Annotated in this window: 14 protein-coding genes; 9 read left to right on the top strand and 5 right to left on the bottom strand. The window is 33.4% G+C overall.

What is annotated here, in order from left to right:
* Positions 1–100 precede the first annotated feature (100 nt).
* Complete coding sequence (locus AC1VAQ_RS15435) at positions 101–781, top strand: adaptor protein MecA (protein ID WP_302599528.1); 681 nt, start codon at positions 101–103, stop codon at positions 779–781.
* Between the two features lie 190 nt (positions 782–971).
* Here the strand turns inward: AC1VAQ_RS15435 and AC1VAQ_RS15430 are convergent, their stop codons facing one another.
* On the bottom strand, positions 972–2594 hold the full coding sequence (locus AC1VAQ_RS15430; protein ID WP_303244128.1) for a putative manganese-dependent inorganic diphosphatase: 1623 nt from the start codon (positions 2592–2594) through the stop codon (positions 972–974).
* Positions 2595–2976: 382 nt separating this feature from the next.
* Here AC1VAQ_RS15430 and AC1VAQ_RS15425 point away from each other — a divergent pair, with 382 nt between their 5' ends.
* The 6 genes from AC1VAQ_RS15425 to AC1VAQ_RS15400 all read left to right on the top strand — a co-directional run bounded on the left by AC1VAQ_RS15425 (position 2977) and on the right by AC1VAQ_RS15400 (position 10855).
* Positions 2977–4260 (top strand): adenylosuccinate synthase, encoded by a 1284-nt coding sequence (locus tag AC1VAQ_RS15425; RefSeq protein WP_302598484.1) that lies wholly within the window; start codon positions 2977–2979, stop codon positions 4258–4260.
* A gap of 321 nt (positions 4261–4581) precedes the next feature.
* A complete protein-coding gene (locus AC1VAQ_RS15420; RefSeq protein WP_302598483.1) occupies positions 4582–6243 on the top strand; it encodes a glycosyl hydrolase family 18 protein in 1662 nt (553 codons plus the stop codon).
* Positions 6244–6309: 66 nt separating this feature from the next.
* A complete protein-coding gene (locus AC1VAQ_RS15415) occupies positions 6310–7011 on the top strand; it encodes an N-acetylmuramoyl-L-alanine amidase (RefSeq protein ID WP_302598482.1) in 702 nt (233 codons plus the stop codon).
* Between the two features lie 249 nt (positions 7012–7260).
* Positions 7261–8013 carry a polyphosphate polymerase domain-containing protein gene (locus tag AC1VAQ_RS15410; protein WP_302598481.1) on the top strand — a complete coding sequence of 251 codons (753 nt, stop codon included), beginning with the start codon at positions 7261–7263 and terminating at the stop codon, positions 8011–8013.
* Positions 8007–8696, top strand: coding sequence for a DUF4956 domain-containing protein (locus AC1VAQ_RS15405; protein WP_302598480.1), 690 nt, complete (start codon positions 8007–8009; stop codon positions 8694–8696). Before AC1VAQ_RS15410 ends, AC1VAQ_RS15405 begins: the two co-directional genes overlap by 7 nt.
* A gap of 104 nt (positions 8697–8800) precedes the next feature.
* Positions 8801–10855: a carbohydrate-binding domain-containing protein gene (locus tag AC1VAQ_RS15400; protein WP_302598479.1), complete on the top strand. Its 2055-nt coding sequence runs from the start codon at positions 8801–8803 to the stop codon at positions 10853–10855.
* Here AC1VAQ_RS15400 and AC1VAQ_RS15395 read toward each other — a convergent pair.
* From AC1VAQ_RS15395 to murC, 4 genes are all read right to left on the bottom strand, one after another.
* A complete protein-coding gene (locus AC1VAQ_RS15395; RefSeq protein ID WP_302598477.1) occupies positions 10852–12186 on the bottom strand; it encodes an aminotransferase-like domain-containing protein in 1335 nt (444 codons plus the stop codon). The two genes, AC1VAQ_RS15400 and AC1VAQ_RS15395, sit on opposite strands and share 4 nt — an antisense overlap.
* 132 nt (positions 12187–12318) lie before the next feature.
* A complete protein-coding gene (locus AC1VAQ_RS15390) occupies positions 12319–13317 on the bottom strand; it encodes an ATP-binding protein (RefSeq protein WP_302598476.1) in 999 nt (332 codons plus the stop codon).
* Between the two features lies 1 nt (position 13318).
* Entirely contained in the window at positions 13319–14410 is a 1092-nt protein-coding gene (locus tag AC1VAQ_RS15385; protein ID WP_302598475.1) for a DnaD domain protein, read from the bottom strand.
* A gap of 218 nt (positions 14411–14628) precedes the next feature.
* Positions 14629–16008, bottom strand: a complete 1380-nt coding sequence (murC, locus tag AC1VAQ_RS15380) for a UDP-N-acetylmuramate--L-alanine ligase (RefSeq protein ID WP_302598474.1) — start codon at positions 16006–16008, stop codon at positions 14629–14631.
* 261 nt (positions 16009–16269) lie between these two features.
* On the opposite strand from murC, the gene purR reads away from it, so the two are divergent.
* Positions 16270–17079, top strand: coding sequence for a pur operon repressor (gene purR / locus AC1VAQ_RS15375; protein WP_302598473.1), 810 nt, complete (start codon positions 16270–16272; stop codon positions 17077–17079).
* A 162-nt stretch (positions 17080–17241) separates the two neighbouring features.
* The gene (locus tag AC1VAQ_RS15370) at positions 17242–18504 is read left to right on the top strand and encodes a glucose-1-phosphate adenylyltransferase (RefSeq protein WP_302598471.1); all 1263 of its coding nucleotides are present in this window, start codon (positions 17242–17244) and stop codon (positions 18502–18504) included.
* The last annotated feature ends 5 nt before the right edge of the window (positions 18505–18509 follow it).

Below are 18509 nucleotides of genomic sequence, written 5' to 3'. Positions count from 1 at the left end.
GTTAAATATTATCCTCTTTACATGTATGGCACATTTACATTATACTTATACTAATATAATATATATAGAAACAACTAAAATAAGAAAGGATGTGATTTGAATGAAGATAGAAAAGCTTAGCGATACGCAGATCCAAGTCACTTTAAATCACTCAGACCTTACTGATAGAAATTTAAAAATTAGCGAACTTGCTTATGGGTCTAAGAAGGCACAGGCGTTGTTTAAAGATATGATGGCCAGGGCTTATGAGGATTTTGGTTTTGAGACGGATAATGTACCACTCATGATAGAGGCGGTACCATTATCAGCAGATAGCATCATGATTGTTGTTACAAAAGTAGAAGACCCTTCACAAATAGAACAGAAATTAGAAGCTATAGGAGAGAGACCAACACATCGTACTTTTAAAGAACCAGAAGAGGATAGATTAACTGATTTAGCACTTATGGGCAGTGAAGCTATAGAGCAAGCGAAAGAGACTAAAAGTAAGGTAACATCTATTACTTATTTATTTAATGATTTTGATAATGTATGTATGGCAGCTCATCGCATTCAGCCAATGTTTGCTGGTGACAATTCATTATATAAATTTAATCAAAAGTATTACCTTATATTAGAAAAGAATAAAAAAGCTAATATGAACAGTGATGCATTAGTTGGGGTATTAGATGAATTTGGAAGTAAGTTCCCTTCAAGTGACTTAAATGAAGAGTTTTTAAAAGAACATGGAAAATTATTGATTCAAACACATGCTATAGATGTGTTAGCTAGATATTTATAAAAACTGGGGTATATGTCCCAGTTTTTTTTAGCGTAAGAAAGTTTGGTATTTAATCATAGCCTTCTTTAAACGTTAAATAAGAAGGTGAAAATAGCTTCATTAGAGCATATAAAAAAGGCATTAAATCCTAATAAAACTAGGATTAATGCCTTTTTTATATAATAATTTAAGTTTAAAAATGAGTATCTTATTAAGAAAGACTCATTAATTTTGGTACAATTTGCTTTTTACGTGAGAATACATCTTTTAAGAAGACACTATCATCGCCAGGGGCAAGTCCAAAGAGCTGTTCAGCAATTTGTTTTTCTGCGCCTGTTACAAGAAGTTCAGTTCCACCTACAACAATATCAGTTACCATGAGCATGCAAAGGTTGAGTTTTTCTTCCTCTTCAATACGACGCATTTCAGCCATGATATCATCTTTGATATTAAATAAGCTTTGGAAATCACCTGTATTGATTTGCGCTACACTAATATTGTATTTACCAATAGTGAAAGCTTTTCTATCAATATTAAGTAAATCACTAGGTGTCATACCTTCAAGTGAAGTACCAGCTGCAAGAAGTTCAGCACCATATGCATAAGGATCTACTTCAGCAATTTCAGCAAGTTTAGTTGCAATGCGAATATCATCTGGTGTACATGTAGGTGATTTGAAGATAAGTGTATCTGAAAGAATAGCACTAAGCATAATACCAGCAATCGCTTTAGGTGGCATAACGTTATGTTCTTCAAACATTTTACCAATGATAGTATTTGTACAACCAACAGGCTCTGCACGTAAGAAAACAGGATTTCCTGTATCTAAATTAGCAACGCGGTGGTGATCGATGATTTCAAGAATTTCAGCTTGTTCAATACCATCAGCACTTTGTCCACGTTCGTTATGGTCTACTAAGATAACCCTTTTCTTTTGAACATCTAATAAGTGACGTTTAGAAATAAGCCCTTTTACATGACTTTTCTCATCTAAGATAGGGAAATGTCTGTAAGAAGTATTAAGCATTGCTTGTTTTACTTCGTCTAAGTAGTCATCTGTTTCAAAGTAAGTAATATTGTCTTTTACTAATATATTTTTAACAGAAATACTTTGTGAAATTAGTTTGATAGTTTTAAAGAATGTAAGACCTGTACAGACAACAGCTGCAGTTACATCATTTGGAATATCAATTTCAATATGATCCATATTTTGATCTGTGATAATAACACATCCAGCACCTGAACGAAGTGCAGTTTGAATAAGTTCTTTATGAGAGCCTGTGATAATAATATCTGAGCTATCTAAAGTTGTATCTGGTGAGAAAGATGCAGTAGTATAAACATTTCCTAGTACATAAGCATGAGGATAATTTCCACTAATCACCTTCCCATCTAAAACACCTGGTACATTAATGAAAGGTGTTTTGTGTTCTTTAAGAACTGAACCATCAGTAAGACCAATGTAAGTCTTAGAAATATCAGTCATTGAAATAATACCTGCAAGCTTGTTGTCATGATATAAGACAGGAATCATTTGGCGGCGGTTTTCTGTCATGACATCCCAAGCTTTTTTTACAGAGTCAACCACATAGACAGGAGGTACACTATAGAAGTTCATATCACTAACCTGTGGTTTAATATCTTTTAATAAAGTAGGGGCTTCTACTCCAAAGTAATCTAAGGCAAATTGTGTTTCTTTGCTAACTTTCCCAAGTCTAGCAGCTTCTATATTTTCTGTTCCTAGTGCGCGCTTTAAGTAAGTATAAGAAATAGCCGCACAGATTGAGTCTGTATCAGGATTTTTGTGCCCAAAAACATATATTTTTTTATCCATTCTTAGCCTCCTCTATTTTTATAGGCAAATCCCTCATTAGTGCAAATGAATTGTGTATACGAATCCCTAATGTATACAAAGAATTTATTTTTTAATAGTTTTCGTAAGAAATATTGAATTTATTACGTTATTACATGAATAATTTATAGAATTATAAGTCAAGTGCCATGAGGATAAAATAAAGATAGCAATATAGTTAAAGGTTGTCAATAACGAAATTGAAAACAGTAATTATAAGGAAGAAAAATACAGAATTGACGAACGTTTTCTCTATAAAATAAATAAATATTCGAGGTTATTATTGATTTATAGAAAGATGTCTGATATGATAAACGTGTTGAACAGATAAACGTGAATAGAAATATCGAAAGGATGTGTAACCATGCCAACTAAAGTAGTAATAGGAGCACAATGGGGAGACGAAGGAAAAGCTAAAATAATAGATATTTTATCAGAGAAAGCAGACGTAGTTGTACGTTGCCAAGGAGGAAATAATGCGGGTCATACTGTTGCTGTAAATGATGAAGTTTATAAATTCCAACTTATACCTTCTGGTATATTATATCCTGGAAAGACTTGTTTAGTAGGTAATGGTGTAGTTATTGATCCTGAAGGTATTTTAGGTGAAATAGATGGTTTAGTAGCTAAAGGAATAGATGTAAGTACACTTAAAATTAGTACAAGAGCACATCTTGTAATGCCATACCACAAAGCGCTTGATAAAGCAAAAGAATCACTTAAGGCAAAAGATGGTAAAGACATTGGAACAACTATGAAGGGGATTGGACCATGTTATATGGATAAAGCAGAACGCTCTGGTATTCGTGTGTGCGATTTATATCATGAAGAAGTATTTGCTGAAAAAGTAAGAGAAAACGTTAAAGTTAAAAATGCAATGCTTAAATTTGTATATGAGCAAGATGTACAGTTCGATGCAGAAGAAATTATTGCAACATATAGAAAATATGCTGAACGTTTAAAACCACATGTAATTGATACAACAGTAGAAGTTTATGAAGCTATTAAAGAAGGTAAAGAAGTACTCTTTGAAGGTGCGCAAGGTACACTTCTTGATTTAGATCTTGGGACATACCCATATGTAACATCTTCACACCCAATTACAGGTGGAGCTTGTATTGGTGCTGGTATAGGCCCAACTATGATTGATGAATGTATCGGGGTTATGAAAGGGTATATTACACGTGTAGGTAAAGGTCCTTTCCCAACAGAACTTCATGATGCAACAGGTGATCGTATCAGAGAAGAAGGTCATGAATTTGGTACAGTAACAGGTCGCCCAAGACGTTGTGGATGGTTTGATGCAGTAATTGGTGAATTTGCAGTTAGAACAAGTGGTTTAACTCAAATTGCACTTAATAAAATTGACGTATTAAAAGGCTTAGAAAAAGTTAAGATTTGTACAGGCTATGAATTTAATGGAGAAGTAATTAAATATTTCCCAGCTAGTCTTGAAGACTTAGAAAAATGTACACCTGTATATGAAGAGATGGAAGGATGGGGAGAAATTTCTCATATCCGTACTTATGAAGAATTACCTCAAACAGTTAAAAACTATATTGCAAGAATTGAAGAACTCGTTGGATGTAAAATTACTATGGTTGGTGTAGGGCCAAATAGAGATCAAAATATTGTAATTGATAAATAAAATATAAAAGGTGGTAGTACGAAAGTGCTACTACCTTTTTTTAGTTAAGGGGCATAGATGGCATAGATAAGGTAGGGACTATAGTTTTCCTTCGGATTCGCTTTGATTGAATCTGAGATAAAACTATAGTCCCTACTTTAATTATACCTGCCAACATTTTAGTAAGGTAGTAGTACTTTCGCCCAGCTTCAAGGTTTTAGTTGGTTTCTCTATAAAACATATTAAATAAAATAATAAAATAATGCATTCAAAATTTGACAAGTTAGCAAGCTATATATATTAGGGTTTGTGTGTTATACTAGACTTGTTAGGAGGGAAAAGATGTTTAAAAAAGTCGTAGTGGGGTTAATTGCAATAGTTTTGGTCGTAATTGCGGCGAGCAGATTTGTGCCAGTAGGAGATATAGTAGATCCACTGACATATTTTGATGAATTTAAAGAGAATGAATATAATTTAGTTTATGATGATCAAAGGATTAATTTAAAGAATCCTGTTAAGATAATTGATGGAAAAATATATATAAGTTATGAAGTTGTAAGAGATTACTTAGACACAGTGATTTTTTATGATGAAGCAGAAAAGATTATGACCATAACAGATGTAAGAAATGTTTTAAGGCTATATCCAAATAGTGATAAAGCACGCTTAAATGGCAAGGAAGTTCAAGTAGAGTATAGTATTAAAACTATAGATGACATGCTATATGTTCCAGAAGACCTCCTTAGAGATAAAGCTGGGATAGAAATTACGCCTGGGCAAGAAAATAAATTATATATCATAAATGATATAACTAAAGGAAGTCAGATAGGGACTATAAGACGTAGTACAAGCCTTAGAACACATCCGCTTCAAAAAACAACGGTGATAGAAACACTTAAAAGAGGCGAGAAGGTCGTAGTCTTTTCTATTGAAGATGGCTTTGCAAGGGTAAGAAGTGAAAATGGTATTATTGGTTATATACCAGAAGATAATTTAAAGGATTTAACAGATGTAGCAGGTAGAGCATTGAGTAGTATCGAGACATGGCCAAGTAATCCGTTAGGTGAAAAAGTGCGACTTGTCTGGGATCAGGTGACTGTACAAACAGCAGGAGACTGGAATAGTACGAAATATTCACGTGTTACAGAAGCTAATGTTATTTCACCTACTTGGTTCCAATTTGCAGATGAAAATGGTAACCTAAGTGATTTAGGGAATAAAGCATATGTGGACAATGCACATAAAAGAGGTTTACAGGTTTGGGCACTTATAAGTCATAATTTCACAGAACCTGGATTGACTGAGGTAGTACTTTCAAGTACAGCCAAAAGGCAATTTGTTATTGATCAACTGATAGAAAAAGCAAGATTATATGGTTATGATGGCATTAATATTGATATTGAAAATATTCAAACAGAAACAAGCGCTGTTTGGGTACAATTTATGAGAGAATTATATCCACAGCTTAAAGCAGCTGGAATCTTAGTAACAGTAGATGTGTATATGCCATCTAATTGGTCAAGCCACTATGAAAGAGCTAAAATTTCGGGATTATGTGATTATTTCATTGTAATGGCTTATGATCAGCATCATTTAGGTTCAGAAGAAGCAGGTTCTGTAGCAGAAATTCCTTGGGTAGAAGATGGGATTAAGAAAAACCTTGAAGAAGTACCAAATGATAAACTTGTATTAGGTATACCATTCTATACGCGTTTATGGAAGGAAACGGCTCATGGTTTAGAAACGCGTTCTTATACAATGAGTGCGGCAGAAGCTAAGGTCAAAGAATGGGGTGTTACACCGACACTTGATCCTAATAGTGGACAGCCTTATGCAGAAAAAAAAGTAGAAGATGGTACTTATAAAATTTGGCTTGAAACAAGTGAAACGATAGCTGCACGTATTCAGCTCGCAAATAAGTATGATTTAGCTGGATATGGGGCATGGAAGTTAGGCCTTGAGACACTAGATAGTTGGGACTCCTTAGCACTTTTAGAAAAATAAATGGTATAGAATTCACCTCATTTTAATAAACTAGAAGGGACAAGTATGAAAAGATGAGGTGAGTATATGCGTCATTTTAAAATACCATTATTAGTAATAGCCTTAGTTGCAGTTATTTGTGGTGTATCTTATTTTAAATATAATGTAGCACATGAAAAAACAGTAGAAACTATGGGGACTGCTACATCCTCTAAGGTAATAATAGTAGACCCTGGGCATGGTGGGTTTGACCCAGGAAAACCTGGGATTAATGGCGAAGATGAAAAAGATTTAAATTTAAAGATTGCACTTAAATTAAGAGATTATCTAGAGCAATCTGGAGCGATGGTAGTAATGACAAGAACTACAGATAATGATGTAGATGGCATGGAAGGGGTTAAACATAAAAGTAAAGATATGGCCCAAAGGAAACAGATGGCTGCAGACGGTGATATTGTAGTAAGTATCCATCAAAACTCCTTTTCACAACCTAGTGTAAGAGGGGCACAGGCTTTTTATAGTAAAAAATCTGAGCATGGTAAGGCATTAGCAACACTTATTCAAAGAAGTATCAAAGAAAACGCTGATACTGAAAATCGAAGAGAAGCAAAGAGTAATGCCAATTATTATGTTTTGAAGGCGATAGAGATTCCATCTGTTATTGTAGAATGTGGTTTTTTAACTAATTCAGAAGAAGAAGCTAAATTAAATGATGATCTTTATCAAGACAAAATGGCATGGAGTATTTATTTAGGAATAGTACGATATTTTGAAGGTGTGGAACAGTGACTTTAGTAATTAAACTAAGGTCGCTGTTTTTTTGTGATGGAAATAAAAGTATCATTATATATTAAAAAAACATACATTTTTCGAAAAAATATTTACTATTAATATAAAATGCATTATACTTTTTTTATGAATTATTAAATAAATATTAAGCGATTAACATAAAAAGTTAACCTATTATTAATATTGAATTAATAGTTCTGATGATTTTTGGGGAGGAAAATTATCATTAAAACAGAAAGGAGTAATCGTATGGCCATTACATCATTTCAGCGTTATGAAAAGAAGTTTATGCTGACTAAAATGCAGTATGATGCACTTATACCAAGACTATTAGAGTACATGTCACCAGATGAGTATTGTAAGGATGGTAAACAATACAGTATTTATAATATTTATTATGATACGGCTCATGATAGTTTAATAAGACATTCATTAGCTAAACCGTATTATAAAGAGAAGCTGAGACTTAGAAGCTATACAATACCCAGAAGTAGAGATGATAAAGTATTTCTTGAGCTTAAAAAAAAAATAGGTGGTATTGTAAATAAGCGAAGAGTAGTTCTCACTTTAGGTGAAGCTTATGATCTTTTGGAAAGAGGTAGTATCCCTAAGACCGAGGGATATATGAGTAAACAAGTGATGAATGAAATTCTTTATTTCTTGAAATGCAACAAAGTATATCCGAAAGTATATATCAGCTATGAGCGAAAAGCCTTTTTTGGAAAAGACAATAGAGAATTTCGAATAACATTTGATAAGCAGATTACAACGCGTCGAGATGAAGTGTACCTTGAAAAAGGATGTTATGGAAATCAGCTCTTAGATAAGGGACAATATCTAATGGAAATTAAGATATTAGATGCAATGCCTCTTTGGCTGACAAGTATATTATCGGAACTTAAGATATATACAACTAGTTTTTCTAAATACGGGACGGAGTATAAACGATACTGTTTAGAACAGGGGCGAAATCGAGAAATTAGGGAGGGCAGTGCATGTTAGAAAGTTTAATGGGAACAGGAGAAGAGAGTGTCTTAACAGTAACTAATAGTTTAATCGTACTAGGAGTAGCCGTCATACTAGGATTAGTTGTTAGTTTAGTGTATATGAGAACGCATAAGAAAGAAGGGTATGTACCAAGCTTTGTAGTGACATTATTAGTTTTACCAGTAGTGATTGCAGTTATTATATTTTTAGTAGGCAATAATGTGGCAAGAGCATTTAGTTTGGCAGGTGCTTTTTCAATTATTAGATTTAGGACAACATTTTCAGATACAAAGGATATTACATATATCTTTATAACTCTAGCAGTAGGATTAGCATGTGGGACAGGCTATATTACCTATGCAGTGTTAGTTACTGCGATTATTTGCATGCTTATGTTGGTTTTAAATTTAATTCACTATGCAGTACCTAAAATACCTTTTATGCAACTTAAAATTTCAGTACCAGAAGATATGAATTACGAAGAAGTTTTTAATGATATATTTGAAGAGTATACACTTTCTTTCAATATGGACAAAGTAAAAACGAGAGAGTTTGGTGCTTTGTTTGAGGTAATTTACAAAATTAAACTTAAACCAGAAAAAAATAAGAAAGAATTTATAGATGCCTTAAGATGTAGAAATGGCAATTTAAACATTGTTCTTACTGTAAGTGGACAAGAAGAACGCGTTTATGCGTAGAAATTTATTACAAAGCAGATAATCTTATTACAACTTAAAGAGATATGGAAAACAGAAAATGCGTAAGGGCTAAATACTTTTTAAGTGAATAGGAGATGTTAGAAATGAAGATGGGGAAAACTTTGAAAAAAATATTAGGGGTATCTGCAATGCTTACAGTACCTTTTACAGGTCAAGCCTCTATGATTATGGCAGCAACAACAACTACAGTTGCTGAGACAGATGATAGTGAGGCCTGGAAAGACAATGTAGGAACGATTACATTAGATGGGGCGATTACTTGTACAGGCTCTGGCGTAAGTGTAAGTGACAATGTCATTACCATTACAGAAGGAGGAGATTTTACAGTTACAGGTACTTTATCAAATGGTATGATTGAGGTTAATACAGAAGAAAAGGTAAAATTAAGATTAAATGGTGCAAGTATTACGAATTCTAATGGGCCTGCCATTTGCTTTACAAATGCTAAGAAGGCATTTATTACCCTAGAGGAAGGGACAGTAAATACCTTAAAAGATGGTTCAAGTTATGCGTCTGATATTGATGCTAAGGGAGCACTCTTTAGTAATGATACTCTTGAAATTAAGGGAAAAGGAACACTCAATGTAACGGGCAATTACAAACATGGTATTGTGAGTGATGATGATATTATTATTGAAAATGGTGTGATTAATGTAACATCAAATGTGAAGGATGGCATTCATGCTAATGATAATATTACAATAGATGGCGGAACATTGAATATTACCACTACTAGTGATGATGCGATAGACTGCGAAGGAGATATTGTAATTAATGATGGTGATATTACAATTAATTCGGCAGATGATGGCATTCATGCAGATACTGACCTTACTATTAATGGAGGAAACATTAATATTGTAAAGTGCGGTGAGGGCATAGAAAGCAAAGCAAATATGATCATAAACGATGGTAATATTAGTATTACAGGAAGTGATGATTGTTTAAATGCTACAACAAGTCTAGTAATAAATGGAGGACAGCTATATTGTTATTCATCAGGAAATGATGCCATTGATTCAAATGGAACAATGACAATAAATGGTGGTACCATTATTGCAGTAGGGGCAGGAAGCCCTGAATGTGGATTTGATTGTGATGCAAGTGCCTTTTCAATAAATGGTGGGACAATTATTGGACTTGGTGGTGAAACAAGTGGACCAACGGCTAATAGCTGTACACAAGCATCTGTTGTGCTAGGGAGCTATACAGCAGGGTCATTACTTCATATTCAAAATGCCAGTGGTGAGGATGTGTTAACATATAAAATACCACAATCTTATAATACAATGTTATTTAGTGCACCAGGTCTTACAACAAATGCAACATATACAGTTTATACAGGTGGAAGTGTAAGCGGTGCTGATGAGTTTCATGGGCTTTATACAGGTGGCACTTACACAGAAGGTAGCCAGAGTACAAGCTTTACAACAACTTCTATGGTAACACAAATAGGCGGTAGCATATTTGGTAGTGGCATGGGAGGTGGTATGAACCCAGGTGGCGGTATGAATCCGGGTGGACCAAGTGGTGGAGGAACACCTCCAACACGTCCTGGGAGTGGTTTTCCCAGTAACGAGCAAACGGGAGGAAGTACGTCGGGAGATAATACGGTAGTTGATGATAATACGAATACTGATGATAGTACGAATACTGATGATAATATGAGCACTGATGTAGATGCATCTACACTTAATTTAAGTGTAATTAATAATAGTAATGAAGTATCTAATACACTGTCTTACACCTTTGCACTGGTAACAGGTGAAGGAAATTTTGATTTATCTAAGGTGAAAATTCGCTATTACTTTACTTCAGATGGTAATTTAAGCCAAAGTGCTTACTGTGATAGTGCTGCTATTTCTTATAGTGTTGCACCTTGGTATGTAAGTTTAGGTGGTAGTGTAAATGCAAATGTATATGAAGTAGAAAATAGTACAGATTTGGCTGATAGCTATCTAGAAGTAAGCTTTTCAAATACAGATGCAGTAATGAATAGTGCAGCAACATTAAGTGTAAATATACGTGTTGCAAAAACAGATTGGTCTAGTTATACACAAAGTAATGACTTCTCTTATATAAATGGTGCTGCACTATATTATGATGATGTACTTATAAGCGGTTATGAACCCAATTAAACAAGATTATTTAATAAGTAAATAAGTTTTTCAATATCTTCTAATGGGAGTTGTGAGATAGAAAGTCTTACAAATTCACAGCTATCCTGAGTTGTAAAAAGATTACCTGGGGAGACGATGAAGCCAGACTTTGATAAGTATTGGCAAAACGTCTCCCTATTTGTAGTTAATGGTTTAATCCAAAAGGAAAGTCCTCCATGGGTAGACTTCACTTCAAATTTATTAGCAAGTTCCTTTAGTGATTTGTATAAGAATTCATATTTATGTTTAGATTCTTCAAAAAGCTCTTTTTGGAGTTTCGGTAAACTAGTAGATTCGAGATAATAAAGTAAGAGTCGCTCATTGAAGGTACAAGAAGTATCATCAGCTATACGTTTCATAAGCATATGAGGTAACACTGCAAAGCTATAAGTAAGGTAGGGCATATATAACCTAGAAAAATGATATAAAAATATAACCCGTTCCTTAGAATAATGCTCATAAAGTGGTACTAAAGGTGTATGGTCAAATATAAACTCATTAAAAGTACCATCTTCAATAATGTAGCAATCATACTTTTCAGCTAAGTTTATAAGAGACTTTTTATTAGATTCACTATAGCAAATGCCAGTAGGATTTTGCAGATAAGGTGAAATCATAATATAAGAAACAGTACCGGTACGTAAATACTTTTCTAAAATATCTAAATCAATGCCATCATCTAATAAGGGGATTTCATAGAGTCTTGCGCCTATAGAACGTAAATAGCATGAAGCTGTTAAGTCTCTAAGATTCTCAACACAGATACCGGCTTTAGGAGAAAATTTAAAAAGTGAGAGTAAGAAGTTATCAATAGATTTTATAAGTCTTACTTCTCCAAAATGAGGATGAATGCTAAGGTTTTTGCTTAAAAATTCTTCGATATTTTGTTTTAAAAAGTGTCTATTGCGGTAGAGTGGATCAGAAAATGCTTCCCAACCTTCTTCAGTAATAAGTTTAGTCGCTAAGTTAAGACAGATTGAAGAAGGAAAATGATCTTTTGAAAAACCTAGATTACTACAATATATATTAGCATTTTTAACAGGAGGAGTCTTAGAAGTTTTTTGGGAAATAGGGACAACATAAGTTCCTTTACCAATATGACCTTCTACAAGACCTTGATTTTCTAAAAGCCTATAGGCACTCACAACTGTATCTCGATTGATGGCAAGTTGCTTAGAAAGATATCTAATAGCAGGAAGCTTCATACCACCTGTTAATAAGTTTGCTTGAATGAGTTTGGCAAGTTCAGAGGCAAGCTGTATGTATAAAGGTGTTGGATCCGATTTTGAAAGTTGAACTGTATGGAACATAAGAACCTCCATAATATAATAACGTCTATATTATATATATTAACGAGTTGTTAAAAATATCAAAAAACTATAAAAGTTTTGGACAAAAATAAAAGCATTGCTGCAAAAAGATAAGTTTGCAACAATGCTTTTTTATTTTTGAGCATATTTCTTTAAAAGTCTAATGTCTTTACCATAGAATTTAAGAGAAGTATAATTTCCAAAAATACGTGAAACGATACGTTCTGAGTAATAGTTATTCCACTCATTAGGTGCTAAGTTTGTAGAAATGATAGTGGAAAGTTGATTTAAATAACGTGTATTTAAGACGTCAAAAAACTCACTTAAAGATGGTGCATTAGAAGATTCTGTGCCTAAATCATCTATAATGAGTAAATCAGAAGTCGTTAATGTATTTAAAATATCCTTAGAATCATCGCCTAAGTCTTCACGATGAAATCTTGCTTCATCAAATAACTTAAAAAGCTGAGGCGCTGTTAGGTATAAAACAGTATAGCCCTTATCTAAGAGTTCCTTAGCAATACAGTTGCATAAAAATGTTTTGCCGAGCCCTGTATTTCCGTGAAAAAGTAAATTACCCTTTTCAAAATCAAATTTTTCAATAAAGCCCACACACATTTGATAAATAAGGGACATATTGTGATAAGGTGAATAAGGTTGCCCTTCAGTTTTTTCTTTAGAATAATAATTTATATTGAAAGAAGAGAAGTTCTCAAGGGCTAATATGTTCTTAAGGTTAGATTGTTCGTAGGCCATATCAATGAGACCTTGCTTAAAACAGGTACAAGGTTTGTTACCTACAAAACCTGTATCTTTGCAAATAGGACAATCATAATGAATATCAAGGTAGTCTGGTGGAAAACCAGCTTCAACTAAAAGCATCTTTTTAGTAAGAAGTAGATCGTCAGAATGTTTATGAAAATCTTCTAGTGAAGATGAATCCTTAGATTTATTTAACATTTGACGGACTAAATTAATGCCTGTTTGGCTTAATTCCTGATCTATCTTTTGAATTTGAGGAATCTTTTCATATACCTCAGCAGTACGTTTTAAAGAAGCTTGAGTTTCAGCAGTACGTTTTAAGTCGTATTCTCGAATAAGACGTTTATATTGTAGTTCTTTTGTACTCATTTTAACTTCCTCCATTTAATGTACGTTCAATATATTCACGTTCTAATTTTTCTAGTTCATCAAAGTCCCAGTTGTGAGAGTAAATGTTATTGAACTTAGTCACTTTAGGTGGCTGTTTAGTATTTTGTTCACCACTTTGTGCAATAGCTTTTTTGCTTTCACGTGCTTTATCGAGAGCAGTAATGTCTTCTAAAGATTTAACGCTATCATTATACCAAGAAGTTAAGATACGGTCAGTGTAGTTAAGACTAGGTTTACTAGTTTGCATAACAGTACGTTTACAAGCTTCTAGGATAATGTCCATATTGAAATTATAGGTTTTTAGCCATTTATCTATACAGCTACGTTCTACTTCAGTGACATTATTTTTAGAGCAGCCGAGTGCGGATAAAATTTTGAAGTAAAGTTTACTTTGACTTACTTTTTCTTTGGCTTGCTCGACAGTTAAGATGCCTTCATCTACCCAACTGATAGCAACCTTTTCAATATAGTGAATAGCTTTATGATTATTTGACGCACAGTGTTCAATTAAAAATTCAATAAGATCAAATGGCATATGGAGCCAATCATAAAAGCTAAATAAAATCTTTTGATCTGTAATGGTTAAAAGTCTACCTAAGTATTGTTCTGCAACTTTAAAAAGTTTAGTGACATCTGGTGAATCCTGAATGTAAAGATTAATCTCTTCAGTACGATATTCAGGTCTAGATTGATGAATAATAGTTTTGCTAAAAGAAGGTTTAGGTGCTTGTACTACCTTAGGTACAGCATTGCTTTTAGGTTCAGCAATAGGTTGTGGTTTATCAAGGTAGAATTCTAAGTTAAATTCATCACTAGAGATTTCTTCGAAGCAGAGTACTCTTTTTTTATGCCAATGACGAAGCGCCTGAAGGAGTTCAGAATAAAGCATATCAAGCTTTTGACTTACCTCTTCTAAAGAAAGACGTACACCATTAGGATCACTAGAAAGGGCAAATAAATAAAGGTATACTTTTAAATCCCCACTAAGTGCCTTTGGCATATAGTCTGTAATAAACCAGTAAGGTATATGCACATAAGCTTGGCTTGTGAGTTTGGATTTAATATATGCCATTAAGACACCTCCTTTGTGAATAATCATTTTCTGTGTTAGTATTATAGCACAAAACGTAGAAAATATGATAAGAAAAATAAAAGAAAAGGTAAAGAGGGCCCTACAAAAAGTTAATAAATTTAACAAGTAGGATACCCTCTTATATATTGTTGGTATTTATAAAGTTATTTATTAATATAAAACATGTATATTCTTAAAGGTTTAAGGTAAGCTGATATTTAGCCTAATAAGATGTCTGCAATTTGATTAACGTTACCAGCGCCCATTGTAATGATAAGGTCACCGTCACTAGCATTTGCTTTTAAATAATTAGCGATTTCAGTGAAATCTTTCATATAAAGTGTATCTTTGCCAGCTGCAGCCATAAGCTCTACAATGTTTTTACTTGAGATATCACCAGGGTCTTTTTCACGAGCCGCATAAATATCTGTAATAATAACATGTTCTGCTTTTTGAAGTACGCGGGCAAAGTCATTTAAGAATGCTCTTGTACGTGTATAAGTATGTGGTTGGAAAACAACATACAGATGTTTATGAGGGTAGTTATTAGCAACATCTAAAGTTGCGGCAATTTCAGTAGGGTGGTGCGCATAGTCATCTACAACTGTGATATTGTTAAATTTTCCTTTAATTTCAAAACGTTGGTCTGCACCAGTAAATTCTTTGAGACCTTCATTTAAAATATTTAAATCAAGCCCTAAGTAATGGTAAACGCTACATACAGATAAAGCATTTAAAATGTTATGAGTACCTGTTACGTGAAGTTTAAGGTTAAGCATAAAAGTACCATTATAGTAAACATCAAAGCTAGCACATGCTCTGTTATCAAAAGTAATATTTTTGGCATGCCAGTTACAAGAATCATCTAGACCAAAGGTTTCAACTTGGCAGTGAAGTGGAGCCTTGAAGGCATCTAAATCTGGTGTGGCACCATTAATAGCTAAGAAACCATCAGCTGGAATGGTACTAGCAAACTTTTGGAAAGAAGCACGAATGTCATTAATATCTTTAAAGAAGTCTAAGTGATCTTCTTCAATATTTAAGATAATACCAACTTTTGGGAAGAAGTCTAAAAAACTGTTACAGTACTCACAGGCTTCAGTTACAAAATATTTCGTATGTCCAATACGGATATTACCATGAATAGCTTTTAAGATACCGCCAACTGTAATAGTAGGGTCTAAATTAGCTGCTAAAAGGCCATGTGTTAACATTGAAGTTGTTGTTGTTTTTCCATGTGTTCCAGCAACACAAATTGGGAAATTATAGTCCTTCATAATAAGGCCTAAGAATTGTGAACGTGTAACAAGTTCTATGTTTGCAGCTTTAGCAGCTTGGATTTCTGGGTTATCTTCGTGAATTGCAGCTGTATAAACTACTAAGTCTACACCTTCTTCAATGTTAGAAGCAGCATGACCGTAATATATAGGAATATTAAGGCTTTCAAGATGTAGTGTTGTATGTGAACTTTTCATGTCTGAGCCTGTTACAGCAAAGCCTCTAGTATGAGCAATTTCAGCAAGACCACTCATGCTGATACCACCAATACCGATGAAGTGAATTTTTTTCTTGTTAGATAAGGAAATAAGATTTGTCATAGAATTAATATCCTTTCAATGAATGTAATTATCATTTAAAATAAGATGCCTCTTATCATATTATGCATCATCATATTTTATAAGTATATACTAAGTGCAAATTAATTAACAAATATTTTTAAAAAGTGAATGTTTTTAGCTGGAAGCTTTTAAATATTCGGTTATTTGTATATAATAAGTGTAAATCTATAAAATTTATTTTGTAATATACGTAATTATTAAAATAAACTATAAATAAGGAAACAATAAAGGAGAATGTCAATGAAAAAGGTACAAAAACATGATCGTATTAGTGTTATTACTAATATTTTAACGAACAATCCAAATAAAATTTTTACGCTAACACATTTTTGTAACATATTTAACTGTGCGAAATCAACAATTAGCGAGGATTTAGATACTATAAGAGAAATATTTGCAAATTATGAGATAGGAGCAATTGAAACTATTTCAGGAGCAGCGGGAGGCGTATATTACAATCCACTTATGTCTAAAGAACAGATGGAAAACTTTGCAGATGAGTTATGTACGCTGATTAATCGTCCAGACCGTATTATTCCTGGAGGATATATTTATACGAATGATCTTTTATATACCCCAAATATTTCTAAGAATATCGGGATTGCACTTGCAAGTCTCTTTAAAGATGTAGAAATAGATTATGTCATTACAGTAGAGACTAAAGGGATTCCTATTGCGCTTATGACAGCTATGGTACTTAACAAACCAATGGTTGTAGTAAGAAATCAAAGTAAGCTTACAGACGGGACTGTTATTCATATGAATTATATTACAAGCAGTAACCATCGTATTAAAACAATGTGTTTATCAACAAAGGCTATAAAAAAAGGATCAAAAGTATTATTTATTGATGATTTTATGAAGGCTGGTGGAACGGCTAAAGGTATTATTGACTTAATGCAAGAATTTGAATCAGAAATTGTAGGAGTAGGGGTACTCATGGCAACTAAAATGCCAGAAGAAAAAGTTGTTAACGACTTTAAAACGTTATTATGGTTAGATACAGTAGATGAAACAACTAAAGAAGTTAATGTGTATCGTGGTATTTAATTAAAAAGTGCATAGTGGTCATTGTTGAAATGTTATAAATTTTTATACAATAATATATAAATTAAATATTGTAAAAAAATTGGTAAAATGTTAAAATATTTATGCATAAATGAATTCAAACTTATTCTAAAATTGCACTTATGAATAGTTAGGAGGGATTGCATGAAGAAGAAAGAGATGATCGCTATGCTGTTAGCAGGCGGACAAGGAAGCAGGTTAGGCATTCTTACTAAGCAGATTGCTAAACCTGCTGTTATGTTCGGTGGAAAATACAGAATTATAGACTTTCCACTGAGTAACTGTATTAATTCAGGTATTGATACAGTCGGGGTACTTACACAATATGAACCACTTCTTCTTACAAGACACATAGGTATTGGGATACCTTGGGACTTGGATAGAAGAAATGGAGGGGTAACAGTTTTACCACCATTCGTCAAAGGCAATGAAGGTTCTTGGTATTCAGGAACAGCCAATGCCATATACCATAATATTAGATATATAGACGAGTATAATCCAGAATATGTCTTGATTCTTTCCGGAGACCATGTATATAAGATGGATTATAGTGCTATGCTCGAAGAGCATAAGAAAAATAATGCAGATGCCACGATTGCAGTCATTGAGGTCCCAATGGATATTGCCAATCAATTTGGTATCATGAACACTAATGAAGAGGGAAGGATTATTGAATTTGAAGAAAAGCCAGAAAAACCAAAGAGTAATTTAGCCTCTATGGGTATTTACATCTTTACATGGGATGTACTTAAAAAAGCTTTAATCAAAGATAATACTATTCATGAAGCAAGCGATTTTGGTAAACATATTATTCCTGATATGATCAATAGTGAGAAGAACGTGTATGCTTATCAGTTCAATGACTATTGGCGAGATATTGGAACAATTGAAGCGTACTGGAAGGCAAATATGGAGCTTACAGAAACAGTACCTGTATTCAATTTATATGATGAGTTTTGGAAGATTTATACCAATATAGAACACCAACTCCCACAATATATAGGAGAAGGTGCAGAAATAAGACAATCCCTAATCTCAGAGGGGTGCGAAGTCTATGGGGAAGTACATAATTCAGTGTTAGGACCAAGAGTTATTATTGAAGAAGGTGCAGTCGTAAAGAATTCAATTGTTATGGCTGAAACTGTTATTCGAAAAGGTGCACAGTTAGACAACTGTATTGTATCTGAAAAATCAGAGATTGGAGAAAATACGGTGATTGGTGTGGGTGAAAATGTACCACATATTACTAAAGCACGTATTTACTCAAGTGGCATTACTGTTATTGGTGATAATACAGTGGTACCTAGCAATGTAACAATCGGTAAAAACTGTGAAGTTGGTGGACATACATTACAAGAACATTACTTGGATGGTGTTTTAGAGAGTGGACATTCATTAATTGTGTAAGGGGG

Source organism: Cellulosilyticum sp. (assembly GCF_982396655.1).
Note: the sequence above shows the minus strand (reverse complement) of the source record. Positions and strands in the feature narration are given on the sequence as shown.